This window comes from Streptomyces sp. NBC_00390, assembly GCF_036057275.1.
GTDB lineage: Bacteria > Actinomycetota > Actinomycetes > Streptomycetales > Streptomycetaceae > Streptomyces.
The window spans coordinates 1,049,575-1,066,031 of record NZ_CP107945.1 but is presented as its reverse complement, the minus strand read 5'-3'; the positions used below and the strand labels follow the sequence as shown (position 1 = coordinate 1,066,031).

Sequence of the window (16,457 nt, the reverse complement as noted above, 5' to 3'; positions counted from 1 at the left end):
TGCGGCGACCTCGCGGATTTCAGGACCGGCGCTTTGCCAGGCTTGGTGCCGCCCTTGGTGCGGAACCCGGGTGCAGCGTATCGCGGAGCGGATGAATTGCGTCAGATTATCCCAGGTTCTATGGGTTTGGTGAGCCGATTCGGATGGCCTGTGTCATCGGCTACGCGGCGCCCGGCTCCGTCTTCTCCATCGGGTCAGGCCACGAGTGTCGTGGCACGTTCGACGAGGCGTCGCATTCGAGGGGGTTCCGACCCTCACCCGGGCGACGAGCTGGGGCATGTACGCGGCCGTCGGCGAGCCTGGGCCGATCGCACCGGATCTCAGGAGCCGGCCGCGTACTGCCAGAAGTCCCGCATCACTGCCGGGAACGACGGTCCCGCCATCTCCACCTGGCTGAGCAGGATGCTGAGCGTGCCCGTGGACGGGGTGATGTACGCCGCCGTGCCCGTGCCGCCGACCCAGCCGTAGCGGCCCGGGACGCTCCACGGCTCGGTGGGCTCGACGTCGACCGAGCCGCCGAAGCCCCAGCCCATGCCCTCCAGGAACAGGCCGCTCTCCTCACGCTGGGACGGGGTTAGGTGATTGGTGGTCATCAGTCGCACCGAACCGGGCGAGAGCAGTTGGCGGCCGGCTGCCCTTCCTTCGGCGAGCAGCATCCCGTAGAAGGCGCGGCAGTCGTCGGCGGTGGAGACCAGCCCGCCGGCGCCGGACGGGAAGGCGGGGGGCTTGCTCCACTGGCCGTCGGGGGCGTCGACCAGTTCGAGGCTGCCTTTCGGGTCGGTGCGGTAGTAGCTGGTGAAGCGGTCGAGCTTGTCGGCCGGTACGGCGAACGCGGTGTCGACCATGCCGAGGGGCTCGAACAGCCGCTCGGCGAGGAAGTCGGGCAGCGGGCGGCCCGTGACCCGGGCGATCAGGACGCCCTGGATGTCGGAGGCGATGTTGTACAGCCAGGCTTCCCCCGGCTGGTGCAGCAGCGGAATCCTGGACAGCGTCGCCATCCACTCGTCCGGCGCCGGGACGAGCTGCGGCTGCGGCGGTCCCTGCTTCAGCTCGCTGATCAGCGGCGCGAGAGCCGGCAGCGAGAAGTCGGAAGGGAATCCGTACCCGGCCTTGGAGCTGAGCAGGTCGGACACGGTGATCGGCCGGGTCGCGGGGACCACGTCGTCGATCGGGGCGAACGGTGCACGGACGACGTTCGGTGACGCCAGTTCCGGGAGCCACTGTCCCACCGGGTCGTCCGGCGCGATGCGGCCGTCCTCGATCAGCATCATGACGGCCGCGGCCACCATGGGCTTGGTGACCGAAGCGATGCGGAAGATCGAGTCCCTGGTCATCGGGGAGGTGCCGTCGACGTCGACAAAGCCCACGGGTTGCACCTCGATCCGATCGCCGCGGGCAACCAGGCCCACCGCTCCCGGCACCGAGCCGCTGGTGACGTGCTGGTCCAGGGTGTCGTGCAGGTTGGTCATCGGTCCACCTTCTCGAGTGTGCTCGGAAGCAAGACTCCCGCCACGGCGCTGAGTCATCGGGGCAGATGCCACCGGAACCGCCCGATCAGCCGACCGCGGCTCACCGTTGCGGAGTGCCGCGGGTTTTTGCCAGGGGATGCTCGCCTTGGCCTCGTGGTGTGCGTCGGGCACCCTGAACGGGTCAACCTCAGACGTCCTACGGGAGCAGACAGTGACACTCGACGCACCGCGCACCTTCGATGAACGCCGCAAGGACACGCTCGCGCGGTTCGAGTCCGATGTGGACGTCTGGGTCTCCACGGCGGACGGGACAGGCGTGCCGTGTCTGGTACCGCTGTCGTTCCTCTGGGACGGCGAGACCTTCCTGCTCTCCACCGCGCGAGCCAACCCCACCGCCCGCAACCTGCACACGAACGGGCGGGTGCGGCTGGCCTTCGGCGTCACGCGGGACGTCGTCCTTGTCGAAGGCACCTCCACCACGGTGGAAACGGCAGCCCTCCGCCCCGGGGAGGGGGCGGAGTTCGCGGCCAGGACCGGCTTCGACCCGCGCGACATCCGGCCGCCCTACCCGTACTTCCGCATCACGCCCGTGTGGATCCAGGCCTGGCGCGAGGTCAATGAGATCGCCGGGCGCGATCTCATGAAGGAGGGCCGCTGGCTCGGGTGAGGTGCCGACAGCCCGTGAGCCACCGGTCAGGACGGTCAGGAACGGTGCCACCAGCGGCGCGGGCGGGACGGCGAGGGCGGCGACGCCGGGCCTTGGAACGCATCGCGGGCCGCCGCGGCCGCCTGAGGGTCGTCGTACTCGCGTGAGACGACCTCGATCCGACCGCTCACATGGTCGGCGCGCACCGTGTCCAGGCCCAGGCTCTCGAGCTCCCTGATCGTGTCTGCCTCGGTGACCGGATCCAGGACACGTACGCCGATGCTCGGATCGTCGCTGCCGAGCGTGATGTTCTCGGTGAAGAGGGTGTTCATCAAACGGTGTTGGAGATCCGCCGGGCTTCCTTGGGCGGATGCGACATGGAGCATCAGCTGTTCCGTCCCCGTTTCCGTCCACCGTGCGTGCGCGATCCACACGGTCTCAATGCCCGGGAACTCCGCCAACCGGTCGCGCAGCGCGTCGCGGAGGGATACGGCCAACGGGTGCGTGGACCAGGTGAGCCGGATGCTCTGTTCGCCCTGCGTCCGCATGCCTCGCCGCTCGAGGGCGTGGGACAGCAGGGCGAGAGGAACCGTGGCCCAGCCGCTCGACGAGAACACGGTCAGCGTGTCGATCCTGGTCTGCCGCCCCATGTCGAGCAGCCGCAGCACGTCGCACAGAACGGCGCCGGCCGCCTGCGGCAGCCGTTGCCTGACGCAGTGCTCACTCACATGGCCGGGAATGGTCGGTCCACTGCCGTCCGCGCCGATGAAGACAACAGAGCCGTTGCCGTCCACCGGAACGAAGACGCCGGAGTCGATGACCGCGCCCAACAGTGCCTCGGGTTCGGTCTCGGCGGCACCACGATCGAGGATGTCGGCCAGTATCGCGTTCTCGTCGGTCACCGCCGGAGCATGGGCCAGGACGGTGAACGGGCGTGTCACCAGCCGCGGGTGACAGCTCCGCGGGCGGGATCCCGGCCCGTGACGCACGTGCTGACACCGCGCAGTCCTTCGCACCGTTGACGAGGTCGTGTGCCAACGTGGGGAGAACCCGGGCCGGTTCACCTGTGCCGCGCCGAGCAGGCTGCCGGTGACACAGGCGACGGATGCGCCGCGGGAAGCGCCGGAGCGCAGTGCAGGGTGGTCCGGGCATCGGTGCGATCGGCGCGATCGGGGCGGGATGCGGCTCCGCGGACGGCCCCCAGGGGGCCGGACGGGCGTAGCGTCCGGTGCGAGTCCGGCGGGGCTTGAGGAGAGCTGCTGCGGGCACTCTCCGGTGCCCGCCAATAGCGTCTCTTCCCGGCCAGGCGCAAGGCTTCAGCCTGGAAATCTTTGGCGCCGCACTACAATGGACCGGGTTGTTTGGCGCTGGACCGGAACAACCCCAGGCGTACCTGCGGGACCACCAGCGGCCCGGACGTTCCGGGAACGAGACGCGAGGACCCGATGGCAGCCACGCCGGAGAGCGGTGAGTTCGCCCTGCTCGAGGAAGAAACGCTCCAGGAGTTCAGCAAGGCGGCCCGCTTCCGTGCCGAGCCCGCCGCCCCGCCCCGCACGCTCGTCGACGTCTTCGAGGCATCGGTACGGGAGCACCCCGACGAGCTCGCCCTGGACGACGGTACGGTCCGGCTCACCTACCGTGCGCTGGCCGTCGAGGTCCAGGGGCTGCGACGCCGTCTCACTGCCGCCGGGGTGGGGCTGGGCGACCGGGTGGGCGTCCGCGTTCCGTCGGGCACGAATGATCTGTACGTGGCAGTCCTCGCCGTGCTCGCCGCCGGTGCCGCCTATGTGCCGGTGGACGCCGAGGACCCGGACGAGCGGGCCGAGGTGGTCTTCACGGAGGCCGGGGTGCGGGCCGTGCTCGGAGCCGGGCAGAAAATCACCGGCACCGGCGTCACCGGCACCGGGGCTCCCGCGGCCCGGCCCGGCCCCGAGCACGACGCGTGGATCATCTTCACCTCCGGCTCCACCGGCAGGCCCAAGGGCGTCGCCGTGAGCCATCGCAGCGCCGCCGCCTTCGTCGACGCCGAGGCCGCGCTCTTCCTCGCAGAGGAGCCGATCGCCCCGGGCGACCGGGTCATGGCCGGACTGTCCGTCGCCTTCGACGCCTCGTGCGAGGAGATGTGGCTGGCCTGGCGGTACGGCGCCTGTCTGGTGCCCGTCCCGCGCTCCCAGGTGCGCAGCGGCGCCGACCTCGGCCCCTGGCTGGTGGAACAGGAGATCACCGTGGTGTCCACGGTGCCGACGCTGGCCGCCCTGTGGGAGCCCGAGACGCTCGACGAGGTCCGGCTGCTGATCTTCGGCGGTGAGGCCTGCCCGCCCGAGCTGGTCCAGCGACTGGTCACCGAGGGCCGCGAGGTGTGGAACACCTACGGCCCCACCGAAGCCACCGTGGTCGCCTGTGCGTCGCTCCTCACCGGCTCCGAGCCGATCAGGATCGGCCTGCCGCTGAACGGCTGGGAGCTGGCCGTGGTCGACGAGGCCGGGGAGCCGGTGCCCATGGGCGGCAGTGGCGAACTGGTGATCGGCGGCGTGGGCCTTGCCCGCTACCTCGACCCCGAGAAGGACGCCGAGAAGTACGCCCCGCTTCACACGCTCGGCTGGGAGCGCGCCTACCGCAGCGGAGACCTCGTCCGCGCGGAACCCGAGGGACTGATCTTCCTCGGCCGCGGCGACGAGCAGATCAAGCTCGGCGGCCGCCGGATCGAGCTGGGTGAGGTGGACGCCGCCCTGCAGGCGCTGCCCGGCGTGGCGGGCGCGGCAGCGGCCGTGCGCACGGCACGCAGCGGCAACCAGCTGCTCGTCGGCTATCTGGTGACCCAGGAAGGCTGGAGCCACACGGCGTCCGTCGAGAAGCTGCGAGCCGAGCTGCCCGCCGCCCTGGTGCCCCTGCTCGCCCCCGTCGACGATCTGCCGACCCGTACGTCCGGCAAGGTGGACCGCGACGCGCTGCCCTGGCCCCTGCCCGATCTGGAGACCGGCGGCCCGGCCGAGCAGCTGTACGGGACCGAGGCCTGGCTCGCCGAGCAGTGGAGCGAGACCCTCGGTGTGAGCGTCACCGGCGCCGCCGACGACTTCTTCGCGATCGGCGGCAGCAGCCTTGCCGCCGCCCAGCTCGCCACCCGGCTGCGCACCCGTTACCCGAGCGCCGCGGTACTCGACATCTATCAGCAGCCCACTCTGCGCAAGCTGGCCCGGCGGCTGGAGAAGTCCGTGCAGGACGACGGCCCGGCCCGCACGGTCGCGCCGGTTCCGCTGCGGGCCAAGGTCGTGCAGCTGCTCCTTCTGATCCCGCTGTTCACCGTGATCGGCCTGCGCTGGACCGTCGCGCTGGCGGCACTCGGAAATGTGCTGCGTCTGTTCGGTCCCTACCCCTGGGCGCCGACCGCCTCATGGTGGCTGGTCGCCGCGGGCGCGGCTTTGTTCTTCAGCCCGCCGGGGCGTCTCGCGATCGCCGCCGGAGGCGCGCGCCTGCTGCTGCGCGGGGTGAAGGCCGGCCGCTACCCGCGCGGCGGGAACGTGCACCTGCGGTTGTGGACGGCCGAGCGCCTGGCGGAGTACTGCGGCGCCACCTCACTCACCGGTTCCTGGCTGGAGCGCTATGCGCGGGCACTCGGCGCCAAGGTCGGCCCCGAGGTGGACCTGCACTCACTGCCGCCGGTGACCGGCATGCTCAAGCTCGGCCGGGGCTGCGCCGTCGAGTCGGAGGTGGACCTGTCCGGGCACTGGCTGGACGGGGACCGGCTCGAGATCGGCCCCGTCAAGGTCGGTGCCGGCGCGGTGGTCGGCACCCGCAGCATGCTCTTCCCGGGTGCGCGCGTGGGCAAGCGGGCCGAGGTGGCCCCGGGCTCCGCCGTGGTCGGGCAGATTCCCACCGGACAGCGGTGGGCCGGAGCACCCGCCGGCAAACTCGGCAAGGCCAAGCACGACTGGCCCAAGGAGCGCCCGCCGCGTTCGGTCCGCTGGCGCGTCGTGTACGGGGTGACCGGTGTGAGCCTGACGGCCCTGCCCCTGCTCGCCGCCCTGCCCGCTCTCCTGGTCGCGAGCCGGTTCGTCGGACCGGACGCCGCGCTCGGCGAAGCCCTGCGGGGAGCCCTGCTCGCGGTGGTTCCCGGGGCGCTGGCCTACGGTCTCGCGTACGCGCTGCTGTTGCTGATCGCGGTACGCCTGCTCAGCCTCGGACTAAGCACCGGCAACCATCCGACGCACAGCCGCGTCGGCTGGCAGACGTGGACGGTCATACAGCTGATGGACCTGTCCCGGGACACGTTGTTCCCCCTGTATGCCGGGCTGATCACGCCGGTGTGGTTGCGGCTGCTCGGAATGAAGATCGGGCGGGGTGCGGAGGTGTCCACCGTCCTGGCGCTGCCGAGTCTCACCACCGTGGGCGAGGGGGCGTTCCTCGCCGACGACACCCTGACCGCGCCGTACGAGCTGGGTGGCGGCTGGGTGCGGATCGGGCACTCCGAGATCGGCCGACGGGCCTTTCTCGGTAACTCCGGCATGACCGCGCCGGGCCGTCGTGTGCCGGAGGGAGGCCTCGTCGGGGTCCTGTCCGCCACTCCGAAGAAGGCCAAGAAGGGCAGCTCGTACCTGGGGCTGCCGCCGGTCCGGCTGCCGCGATCCACCCAGGACGCGGACCAGAGCCGCACGTACGACCCGCCCGCGCGGCTGCTGTGGGGGCGCGGCCTGGTGGAGCTGTGCCGGCTCGTACCGGTGTTCTGCTCGGCTGCGCTGGCCGTGCTGACCGTGGCCGCACTCAGTGCGCTGAGCGCGGCCGGTGGTCCGGGGCTGTGGGGAGCGGCAGCTCTGTCCGGCGTGACGCTGCTCGCCGCGGGTGTGGCCGCGTGCGCCGTCGTGGTGGTGGCGAAGTGGCTGCTCGTGGGACGTCACCGGGCGGGGGAGCACCCGCTGTGGAGCGGTTTCGTGTGGCGCAATGAGCTGGCCGACACGTTCGTCGAGGTCCTGGCCGTGCCGTGGCTGGCCGGGTCGGTGCCAGGAACGCCGCTGCTCACGCTGTGGCTGCGCGGCCTCGGGGCCCGGATCGGCCGGGGTGTCTGGTGCGAGAGCTACTGGCTGCCGGAGATGGACCTTGTGTCGCTCGGCGATGCCGTCACGGTGAATCGTGGCTGTGTGCTGCAGACGCACCTCTTCCACGACCGGATCTTGAGGACGGATACTGTGGTTCTCCGCGAGGGCGCCACCTTGGGCCCGGGCGGGATCGTCCTGCCCGGAAGCATGGTCGGGGCCCGGAGCACGCTGGGTCCCGCCTCCCTCGTGATGGCCGGGGAATCCGTGCCTGCCGACTCCCGCTGGCTGGGTAACCCGATCGAGGCGTGGCGCTCCTAGGCGGGGCATTGCGTGTGGCGGGTGGTGGCGGCACACGAGCACGTTGTTCGAGCACAGGGCAGGGAGCGGACACAACAGTGAGCGGCCAGCAGACAGCGGCACCGGACCCGTACTTTCCGGCCAACGGCGACTCCCGCTACCGCGTGCACCGTTACGAACTCACGCTGGACTACCGTCCCGGACCCAACCGGCTGGCCGGGACGGCCAGGCTCAGCGCCATCGCCGGCCGTGCACCGCTCACGGAATTCCAGCTCAACCTGGCCGAATTCAAAATAGGCCGCGTCCTGGTCAACGGGCGGTCGCCGCACTACACCCACCGGGGCGGCAAGCTGCGTGTCCGGCCGGCCAAGCCGCTTCCCGCGGGGGCCGCCTTCACCGTGGAGGTGCACTGGGCAGGCAACCCCAAGCCGGTGCGCAGCCCCTGGGGCGGCCTCGGCTGGGAGGAGCTGACCGACGGCGCGCTGGTGGCCAGCCAGCCGGTCGGTGCGCCGTCCTGGTACCCGTGCAACGACCGGCCCTCCGACAAGGCCTCGTACCAGATCTCGATCACCACGCCGTCCGCGTACACCGTGGTGGCCGGCGGGCGGCTGCTCACCCGGACCGCGAAGGCGAGCACGACGACCTGGGTGTACGAGCAGTCCGCGCCGACCTCCAGCTACCTGGTCGGCCTGTCCATCGGGAGGTATCAGACGGTGCTGCTCGGTGCCCCGGGACTCGAGGGTGTGCCGCAGGCCGCCCACCTTCCGGCGCACCTGCTGTCGCAGTTCTCGCGCGACTTCGCCCGGCAGCCCGCGATGATGCAGCTTTTCGAGGAGCTGTTCGGCCCGTATCCGTTCGGTGAGTACACGGTGGTGGTCGCCGACGAGGAGCTGGACGTCCCCGTGGAAGCCCAGGGACTCTCGCTGTTCGGTGCCAACCATGTGGACGGCGTGCGCGGTTCGGAGCGCCTCATCGCCCACGAACTGGCGCACCAGTGGTTCGGCAACAGTGTGAGCATCGCCGACTGGCGTCACATCTGGCTGAACGAGGGGCTCGCGAAGTACGCCGAGTGGCTCTGGTCGGAGCATGCGGGCGGCCGCACGGCTCAGGAGCTGGCCGCCGGCGCACACCGGCAGCTGGCCTCGATGCCGCTGGATCTCCGGCTCTCCGACCCGGGCAGGAAGCTGATGTTCGACGACCGTCTCTACGAGCGCGGCGGTCTCGCGGTGCACGCGATCCGCTGTGCCCTGGGTGATGTCGCCTTCTTCCGCATGCTGCGCGACTGGGCCACCGTGCACCGGAACGGCGTCGTCACCACCGCCGCCTTCACCGCCCATGTCACCCGCTACGCGGCCCAGCCGCTGGACGAGCTGTTCTCGGCCTGGCTGCACGAGACGCCTCTCCCGCCGCTTCCCACTCCCGCAGCCACCGCTCAGCCTCCGCTCCCCGAGGTGCCGCGCGTACCGGCCCGGCCCGGGTACCCGCCCCGGAACGGCGGCTCCGCGGGCCTCGGCGGAAGCTCCGCGTAGGCGGCACGGCCGCCTCGGGAGCCCGGCCCGGCCGTCCGGGCTCGATCCTTCGCCCGGAATCGGGCCCGACGTGGCAGTGGGCGACGCCCATGCGGCGGCGGTCGCCGTGCACGGCTGACATGCGCGCTCGCGGTCGGGAAAGTGACCGGCCTTGTCGGAGTCTGCGGCGGCCCTCGGCGGTGGGCCGCCTCTCCGACACGGGAGGACCTGGCCGGGGTCGGCGCGATGCCCTCGCCCGTGGCGGGCCGCCCCGGTTCTAGAGCCCGCTTCCGTCCCCGTGTCCGTTCCGGCTCGCCGTCGGCGTGATCTCCTCGTGGCCCTCCAGCGCCGGTGACGCTCTCGCTCGCCGGCCCCGCAGCCGCGCGATCGCCGGTTCCGTCCAGCGGGCGGCGAGCGGGCCCAGGATCACCAGGATCAGTACGTACGCCGTCGCCAGCGGGCCGATACGGGGCTCGGTCACCACTGCAAGGCCCGCGATCACGATCGAGAACTCGCCGCGGGCGACCAGCGTGCCGCCCGCACGCCAGCGGCCGCGGGGACCGACAGCCGCGCGGCGGGCCGCGTACCAGCCGGTGGCGATCTTGGTGAGGGTGGTGGCGACGGCGAGGAGCAGGGCCGGTACGAGGACCGCGGGGATGTCGGCCGGGCGCGTACTGAGGCCGAAGAAGACGAAGAACACCGCCGCGAACAGGTCGCGCAGCGGAGCGAGCAGTCTGCGGGCGCCCTCCGCGACCTCGCCCGAGAGCGCGATGCCCACCAGGAAGGCGCCGACGGCCGCGGAGACCTGGAACTCCTGGGCCAGGCCCGAGACCAGGAGGGTCAGACCGAGGACGACCAGGAGCAGCAGCTCCGGATTGTCGGAGGAGACCGCGCGGCTGATCAGATGGCCGTGGCGCAGCGCCACGTACAGAACGATGCCGACCGTGCCGAGCGAGATCAGCAGGGCGATGCTCACGCCCGCCAGACCGAGGCCGGCGATCAGGGCGGTCAGCAGCGGGAGGTAGAGGGCCATCGACAGGTCCTCGATGACCAGGATGCCGAGGATCACCGGTGTCTCACGGTTGCCGAGGCGGCCGAGGTCCGTGAGCACCTTGGCGACGACGCCCGAGGACGAGATCCAGGTGACGCCCGCCAGGGCGACCGTGGCCACGGGGCCCCAGCCCAGCAGAAGGCCGGCGGCGGCGCCGGGCGTGGCGTTGAGGATCAGGTCGACCACGCCGGAGGGGTACTGCGTGCGCAGGCTGCCGACCAGCTCGGACGCGCTGTACTCCAGACCCAGCATGAGCAGGAGAAGGATGACGCCGATCTCGGCACCGACCGCGATGAAGTCTCCGCTCGCGCTCAGGGGGAGGAGGCCGCCCTTGCCGAAGGCGAGGCCCGCGAGGAGGTAGAGCGGGATCGGTGACAGCCCGATCAGGCCCGCGAAACGGCCCACCAGGCCCAGCACCAGGATGATCGCCCCCAGCTCGATCAGGAGCGTGGTCGTGTCGTGCATGGGTCAGCCTCCGGCGATGATCTCGGCGAGGGCGTCGACGCCTTCACGCGTACCGACCGCGACCAGGGTGTCGCCGGTCGCGAACCGGAAGTCGGGTCCGGGGGAGGGGTGCGCGCCGGTACGGCGCAGGACCGCCACGATCGAGGCACCGGTACGGGTACGGGCCCGGGTGTCGCCCAGGAGGTGGCCGGAGTACGGGGAACGGGCCGAGACCGGGATGTGCTCGGTGACCAGGTCGATGCCGTCGGTGCGTACGGCGTCGGTGGGGGCCGCGTCGATCAGATGGGCCAGGGCGGTCGCCTCCTCGGATGTGAGGGGGACCGACAGGACGCAGGCGTCGGGGTCCTCCGGGCCGTAGAAGCCGAGGAAGCGCCGGCCGTCGTTGTGGATCACGACCGAGATGTGTCTGCCCGCCTCGGTGGCGAAGTCGTACTGGGTGCCGACTCCCGGCAGTGAGGTACGTCGGGTGGTCATGCTCGCCTCCCGGGGAAGGGAGTAGGCACAGGCGTGCGCCCGTTTCAAGGTGTTTTCGGCAATTTTACGGAGGGTGTGCGGGTCAGGCTCGGGGAGGCGGTGCACCGGGGCGACAGGGTGTTGAGCCGGGCGTACGTATCGAGCAGGTTGCTGAGTTCGGTCACCGCGGCCGCGGGCCCGGCGCGTCGACGGCGGGTCACCGCGGCCGCGGGCCCGGTGCGTCGACGGGGCGGGCCCTCTCGGCGCCCGCGCCGAGATGCGCCGGGGGAGCGGATGCGCAGGCGCCGTCGGTCACGGTCCCGGGCCGCCGGTGGGGCTCGCTGCGTGCAACACCCGGATCGCCGCAGCCGCGGACTGCGCCTCAGCCGTGAACTCCCCATGCCCGGACGACAGTTACTTGCCGCCCCCGCGACCGCCTGGGAAGATCGCATGATCGTACAAGCCGGGAAGCCGGGCACCGACCACCCAGGGAGCCTCCTCATGACCGGGACCGAACCGGCCGCCACGCGCATCGACACCAGCAGGCCGCATCCGGCCCGCGTGTACGACTGGTTCCTCGGCGGCAAGGACAACTACCCGGTCGACGAGGAGCTCGGCCGGCACATCATGAGCATCGACAACCGGGCCAAGCACGTCGCCCGGACCAACCGCTGGTTCATGCACCGTGTGACGCGCTGGCTGGCCGGCCGGGCCGGTGTGCGCCAGTACCTCGACATCGGCACCGGGATCCCGACCGAGCCCAATCTGCACCAGCTCGCCCAGGCCGTGGCCCCCGAATCCCGGATCGTGTACACCGACAACGACCCCATCGTGCTGACGCACGCCGAGGCGCTCCTGCGCAGCCACCCCGACGGCGTCACCGACTACATACAGGCGGATGTCCGCGACCCCGACCGTATCCTCGACCAGGCCCGGAAGATCCTCGACTTCGAGCAGCCCATCGCCCTTTCGCTCGTGGCGCTGCTGCACTTCGTCGGTGACGAGGACGGCCCGCTCGATCTGGTCGGCCGCCTCGTGGACGCGCTGCCGTCCGGCAGCCATCTGGTGATCTCCCAGCTCACCGCCGACTTCGACCCGCTGGGCGTACAGCGCGGTGTGGAGATGTACGCGGCGGGTGGTGTCACCCTCGCCCCGCGCAGCCTCGACGCGTTCGGCCGCTTCTTCGAGGGGCTCGAGGTGGTCGAGCCAGGCATCGTCCAGCTGACGCAGTGGCACCCCGAGCTCGGTGTCGACGAGGTTCACGACGGGGACGAGGCGGTCTCGCTGTACGGGGCGGTGGGCCGCAAGCCGTAGGGCATGGGGGCCGAGCGGCGGCCATCCGCTGCCAGGCCCCGCCGTCCGCCGCTGCGGTCACCCGGCCGCGTCGAGGAGGATCCGCGCCAGTTCGCCCGGCCGGGAGAACATCGGCCAGTGGCCGGTGTCCATCTCGACCAGCCGCCAGTGCCTGCTGGTCAGCAGCTCGGCCACGTCGTCGCTCGGCTCGGGGCCGTCGAGCAGGCACTTGATGTACGTCGCCGGAAGCTCGCCGAGCGGCCGCGACAGCACGGCCGGCTCGGCCAGGGAGGCGCCCGGATGCGGCGTCGAGCCCACGATCCGTGCGATCTGCTCGTCGGTGAGGCCTTGGCCGCCGTAGTCGGCCGCGGTCAGCGGGGCCCAGAAGCCGCCGTTCCCGGCGATCGACGCCTCCAGCTTCGCCGGGCCCTCCCACCAGGCGGAGACGAACGACTCGCCGTCCGTCGGGACACTGGAGTCGACGAAGACCACACGGGCCAGCCGGTCGCCGATCCGCTCGGCGGCCTGACCGACGGGGATGCCCGAGTAGCTGTGGCCGACCAGGACGACATCGCGCAGATCCAGGCGTTCGATCTCGTCGACGATGTCCTGGACGTGGGTCTGCTGCCCGGCCGGCACGCCCTGCTTCTCCGCGAGACCCGACAACGTCAGCGGATGCGCGCCGCGGCCGGCCGCATGCAGCCGGGGCACCACCTCGTCCCACGCCCACGATCCGAGCCACGCACCTGCAACCAGTACGAATTCCGTCATGGCGGCAACGTAGCGGAGCGGTCCGACAACGCGCCGTGCCGTGTGCGGCGAGGTCACCCCGGCTCTGCTGTGACGTACGTCCTGTTGCCGCTCAGGCCGCCGCCTTACTCTTGCCTGCCACGCGCACCCCGGACGCACGAGTGCGAGCGACCGGATCACGCACAGGTACCAGAGCCTTGGCGGGCACGTGCAAAGGACGGTCCACCATGTCCAGTGATCTCTCGCCGGTCATCGCTGCCTCCACCCGCTGGCTGCTGTCGGCGTTCCCGCCGTCGGCCGGCCCGCTGAGCGACGCCCTGGCCGAAGCCCAGGCACGGCAGGCGGCCACCATCGCCGCCGCCCTGCGCTACCCCACCGAGCTGGACGCCGGACTGGTGAACATGCTCGGCCCCGGCGGCTCCGGCCGATTGGACGCCGTCACCGGCGCCGACGCCCACCCGCCGGCGGAAGCCGAATACGCCTGGCGCACCTGGGTCGACGAAACCGTCGTCAGCTGGGCGGCCTGCCTGCTGGCCGACGCCGATCTCGCCGCCGTGGCAGCAGCCTGCCTGGCCGCAACCCACCATGGCGCGGACGGTGTGGGCGATGCGCGGCGGCTGACGATTCCCGGCCCTCGCGATCACCGTGCGGCGCCGCTGCTGCGCCATCCGGACCTTCTCGGCCCGATCGCGGACCTCCACCGCGAGTCACTGCTCGGCCTTCTCGACAGGCACCCGGCCGGCAGCTCACCCGAGGGAACCTGACCACCAAGCCTGCACACCGAGTCGGCCGGGTCGGCCGGCGCTGCCGGCGCTCACGGCCGACCGCCGCCCGGCCGGAAAGAAGGCGGTTCGCAGGCACCCCACCCCCAAATTCTGCTTATGATCCACGTGTGTTCGATTCCCGGCACATCAAGACGTTCCACGAAGTCGTCAGAACGGGCTCGTACTCGGCGGCTGCCCGCGCGCTCGGCTACACCCAGCCCGCGATCACCCAGCAGATGAAGGCTCTCGAACGGGACGTCGGCACGCCGCTGTTCATCCGGGCAGGCCGCGGGCTGCGGCTGAGCGAGGCGGGCGAGGCGCTGTCCCGTCACGCAGCGGCGATCCTCGGCAGCATGTCGGCGGCCGAGGAACAGATCCACGCCCTCACCCGGCTGCGTGCCGGCCGCGTACGGGTCTGCGCCTTCCCCAGCGCCAACACCATCCTCATACCCGAGACGATGGCCAGGCTCGCGGCCGGCCACCCGGGCATCCATGTCGATCTGCTCGGCGACAAGCCGCCCGAGTCGCTGCAGCGCCTGGTGCGCGGCGAGTGCGACATCACCCTCGCCTTCACCTATCCCGGCCTGCACGACCATGTGCCCGACGAGCTGGTGGAAATACCGCTCCTGGAGGACCAGTTGACCGTGCTGCTGCCCGCCGGCCACCCGCTGGCCCGCCGCCGTGCGGTGCAGCTGACGGATCTCGCGCAGGAGCGCTGGATCGCCGGATGCCTGCGCTGCCGCACCAACCTCCTGCACGAGTGCGGCGAGCAGGGCTTCGCGCCGGACATCGTCTTCACGACCGACGACGGACTCGCCGTACAGGCCATGGTCGCGGCGGGCCTCGGCGTGGCCATGGTGCCCGCGCTCGTACTGAGCTTCCTCTGCCATCCCCGGGTCAGCGGACGGCCGTTGCAGCCGGCCTCGCGGCGCCAGATCTCCGCCTATGTCCTGCGTGAGCATCTGCGCATACCCGCGACCACGCAGGTCCTGGCCGAGCTGAAGACCGTCGCGTCGCACAAGACCGGCTGCTGAAGCGCCCGTTCACTGATAAGCGTTTGTTGGGGAGAGCGAAGAAAGCCTCGTTGGACGTAATGGGACGGGCCGCTCGACCCTGCCCGTATGAACACTGCCGCAGCCACCCGAACCACGCACCGGCTGGACACGCTCATCACGGACATCCGCGACGCCGTGGGGCGTGGACTGCCGCCGGACCCGACGGCGTATCTGGTCGGTGAATGCCTCGCCCCCCACCTGGGCGCGGCCGATCTGCTCACCGCCGAGCAGTGCGAGAGCTACCCGGACCGCTACCGGCAGCACCTGCTGCACGCCGAACACGACGGCAGCTTCTCGGTCGTCGCCCTGGTCTGGCTGCCCGGCCAGGGCACCCCCGTGCACGACCATGTGTCCTGGTGCACGACGGGGGTTCACCAAGGAGCCGAGCACGAACGGCGCTACCGACTGGTCCCTGCCACCGCCGCGGGCGCCCGGGCCCGCCTCGTCGCCACCGAGGACGTGGTCAACGCACGCGGCGACGTCTGCGGGTTCGCGCCTCCCGGGGACATCCACCGCGTCTGGAACGCCGGTACCGGCACCGCGATGTCCCTCCATGTGTACGGCGCCGACATCTCGCGCCTCGGCACCAGCGTCCGCCGCGTCTACGACCTGTCTCCCGACCGGTAATGGCCCTGCTCAGGGAACGGCCCGTCCGCACGGCCGCGGTGGGCCGGCCAGCCGCCCTGCCCGGGCTCGTGTGCGCCGCGCTCGGCGTCGCCGCGGCCTGGTCGGTGCACCTGCTCCTGCCGGACATACCGATGCTCACCGCGGCCGTCGTGCTCGGCGTCGTGGCCGCCCATCTGCCCCGCGTGCGCGGCGTGGTGCGGGGAGCGGCGCGGCCCGGACTGTCGTACGCGGGGAAGCGGCTGATGCGCGCCGGCATCGTCCTGCTCGGGCTGAAGCTGGGCCTGGACGACATACGCGGCCTCGGCTGGGCGAGCGTCACGATGGTGCTCGGCGTCGTCACCGCCACCTTTCTCGGCACCTGGTGGCTGGGCCGCCGGATGGGGCTGCCCGGCGACCAGCCGCTGCTCATCGCCACCGGGTACTCGATCTGCGGGGCGTCCGCGATCGGCGCCGTGAGCGATGCGGCCGACAGCGACGAGCGCGATGTGGCCACCTCCGTGGCGCTGGTGACCCTGTGCGGGACGCTCGCGATCGCCGTGCTGCCGCTCCTGCAGGGCGTGTTGGGCCTCGACGACGCGTCGTTCGGGCGCTGGGTCGGGGCGAGCGTGCACGACGTCGGGCAGGTGGTGGCCACGGCGCAGACGGCCGGCCCCGCGGCGCTCGGCGAAGCGGTCCTGGTGAAGCTGATGCGGGTGGCACTGCTCGCCCCGCTCGTCGCGGCGGTGGCGCTGGCCGTACGGCACCGGCGGCAGGCCGCCCGGACCGCACCCGCCGCCGGCCGCACCCGGGTACCTCTCGTCCCGCTGTTCGTCGCCGGCTTTCTCGCCATGGTGGCGCTGCGCAGCACCGGACTGCTGCCCTCGGCCGCACTGGACCTGGCGCACACCGCCCAGGAACTTCTGCTGGCAGCCGCGCTGTTCGGGCTCGGCAGCGCCGTGGACCTGCCGTCGCTCACCCGCACGGGGGTTCGCGTCGCGGCGCTCGGGCTGTGCGCCTGGGTGGTCGTGGCAGGGGTGTCGTACGGGGGAGTGGTGCTCGTGACCGGCTGA

13 protein-coding genes are annotated in these 16,457 nt (G+C 71.7%); 8 read left to right on the top strand and 5 right to left on the bottom strand.

Annotated elements, in window-relative coordinates; translation table 11 throughout:
• Positions 1 to 320: 320 nt before the first annotated feature.
• Positions 321 to 1,469, bottom strand: coding sequence for a serine hydrolase domain-containing protein (locus tag OHS70_RS04515; protein WP_328393887.1), 1,149 nt, complete (start codon positions 1,467 to 1,469; stop codon positions 321 to 323).
• 211 nt (positions 1,470 to 1,680) lie between these two features.
• Between OHS70_RS04515 and OHS70_RS04510 the strand changes: the two genes are divergently transcribed.
• Positions 1,681 to 2,136, top strand: a complete 456-nt coding sequence (locus tag OHS70_RS04510) for a pyridoxamine 5'-phosphate oxidase family protein (RefSeq protein WP_328393884.1) — start codon at positions 1,681 to 1,683, stop codon at positions 2,134 to 2,136.
• A gap of 35 nt (positions 2,137 to 2,171) precedes the next feature.
• Here the strand turns inward: OHS70_RS04510 and OHS70_RS04505 are convergent, their stop codons facing one another.
• Positions 2,172 to 3,056 carry a hypothetical protein gene (locus OHS70_RS04505; RefSeq protein ID WP_328393882.1) on the bottom strand — a complete coding sequence of 295 codons (885 nt, stop codon included), beginning with the start codon at positions 3,054 to 3,056 and terminating at the stop codon, positions 2,172 to 2,174.
• 504 nt (positions 3,057 to 3,560) lie between these two features.
• On the opposite strand from OHS70_RS04505, the gene OHS70_RS04500 reads away from it, so the two are divergent.
• A complete protein-coding gene (locus OHS70_RS04500) occupies positions 3,561 to 7,463 on the top strand; it encodes a Pls/PosA family non-ribosomal peptide synthetase (protein WP_328393880.1) in 3,903 nt (1,300 codons plus the stop codon).
• Between the two features lie 77 nt (positions 7,464 to 7,540).
• The gene (locus OHS70_RS04495) at positions 7,541 to 8,971 is read left to right on the top strand and encodes a M1 family metallopeptidase (protein ID WP_328393878.1); all 1,431 of its coding nucleotides are present in this window, start codon (positions 7,541 to 7,543) and stop codon (positions 8,969 to 8,971) included.
• Between the two features lie 256 nt (positions 8,972 to 9,227).
• Here OHS70_RS04495 and OHS70_RS04490 read toward each other — a convergent pair whose 3' ends face one another.
• Together OHS70_RS04490 and OHS70_RS04485 are read right to left on the bottom strand one after the other, a co-directional pair.
• A complete protein-coding gene (locus tag OHS70_RS04490) occupies positions 9,228 to 10,466 on the bottom strand; it encodes a cation:proton antiporter (protein ID WP_328393876.1) in 1,239 nt (412 codons plus the stop codon).
• 3 nt (positions 10,467 to 10,469) lie between these two features.
• Positions 10,470 to 10,940 (bottom strand): cation:proton antiporter regulatory subunit, encoded by a 471-nt coding sequence (locus OHS70_RS04485; RefSeq protein WP_328393874.1) that lies wholly within the window; start codon positions 10,938 to 10,940, stop codon positions 10,470 to 10,472.
• Positions 10,941 to 11,420: 480 nt separating this feature from the next.
• On the opposite strand from OHS70_RS04485, the gene OHS70_RS04480 reads away from it, so the two are divergent.
• Positions 11,421 to 12,233, top strand: coding sequence for an SAM-dependent methyltransferase (locus OHS70_RS04480; RefSeq protein ID WP_328393872.1), 813 nt, complete (start codon positions 11,421 to 11,423; stop codon positions 12,231 to 12,233).
• Positions 12,234 to 12,290: 57 nt separating this feature from the next.
• On the opposite strand, the gene OHS70_RS04475 is transcribed toward OHS70_RS04480, so the two are convergent.
• Entirely contained in the window at positions 12,291 to 12,983 is a 693-nt protein-coding gene (locus tag OHS70_RS04475; protein WP_328393870.1) for an alpha/beta fold hydrolase, read from the bottom strand.
• A gap of 206 nt (positions 12,984 to 13,189) precedes the next feature.
• Between OHS70_RS04475 and OHS70_RS04470 the strand changes: the two genes are divergently transcribed.
• The 4 genes from OHS70_RS04470 to OHS70_RS04455 all read left to right on the top strand — a co-directional run bounded on the left by OHS70_RS04470 (position 13,190) and on the right by OHS70_RS04455 (position 16,457).
• Positions 13,190 to 13,726 carry a hypothetical protein gene (locus OHS70_RS04470; protein WP_328393868.1) on the top strand — a complete coding sequence of 179 codons (537 nt, stop codon included), beginning with the start codon at positions 13,190 to 13,192 and terminating at the stop codon, positions 13,724 to 13,726.
• 128 nt (positions 13,727 to 13,854) lie between these two features.
• A complete protein-coding gene (locus OHS70_RS04465) occupies positions 13,855 to 14,760 on the top strand; it encodes a LysR family transcriptional regulator (RefSeq protein WP_328393866.1) in 906 nt (301 codons plus the stop codon).
• A gap of 87 nt (positions 14,761 to 14,847) precedes the next feature.
• Positions 14,848 to 15,408, top strand: coding sequence for a cysteine dioxygenase family protein (locus tag OHS70_RS04460; protein WP_328393864.1), 561 nt, complete (start codon positions 14,848 to 14,850; stop codon positions 15,406 to 15,408).
• On the top strand, positions 15,408 to 16,457 hold the full coding sequence (locus OHS70_RS04455; RefSeq protein ID WP_328393862.1) for a YeiH family protein: 1,050 nt from the start codon (positions 15,408 to 15,410) through the stop codon (positions 16,455 to 16,457). The genes OHS70_RS04460 and OHS70_RS04455 overlap by 1 nt, the downstream gene beginning before the upstream one ends.

Excerpts from the sequence above, each read along its gene's own strand:
- OHS70_RS04480 (WP_328393872.1), top strand. The coding sequence starts at position 11,421 with ATGACCGGGACCGAACCGGCCGCCACGCGCATCGACACCAGCAGGCCG.
- OHS70_RS04470 (WP_328393868.1), top strand. The coding sequence starts at position 13,190 with ATGTCCAGTGATCTCTCGCCGGTCATCGCTGCCTCCACCCGCTGGCTG.
- OHS70_RS04455 (WP_328393862.1), top strand. The coding sequence starts at position 15,408 with ATGGCCCTGCTCAGGGAACGGCCCGTCCGCACGGCCGCGGTGGGCCGG.
- OHS70_RS04475 (WP_328393870.1), bottom strand. The coding sequence starts at position 12,983 with ATGACGGAATTCGTACTGGTTGCAGGTGCGTGGCTCGGATCGTGGGCG.
- OHS70_RS04500 (WP_328393880.1), top strand. The coding sequence starts at position 3,561 with ATGGCAGCCACGCCGGAGAGCGGTGAGTTCGCCCTGCTCGAGGAAGAA.
- OHS70_RS04485 (WP_328393874.1), bottom strand. The coding sequence starts at position 10,940 with ATGACCACCCGACGTACCTCACTGCCGGGAGTCGGCACCCAGTACGAC.
- OHS70_RS04515 (WP_328393887.1), bottom strand. The coding sequence starts at position 1,469 with ATGACCAACCTGCACGACACCCTGGACCAGCACGTCACCAGCGGCTCG.
- OHS70_RS04460 (WP_328393864.1), top strand. The coding sequence starts at position 14,848 with ATGAACACTGCCGCAGCCACCCGAACCACGCACCGGCTGGACACGCTC.
- OHS70_RS04490 (WP_328393876.1), bottom strand. The coding sequence starts at position 10,466 with ATGCACGACACGACCACGCTCCTGATCGAGCTGGGGGCGATCATCCTG.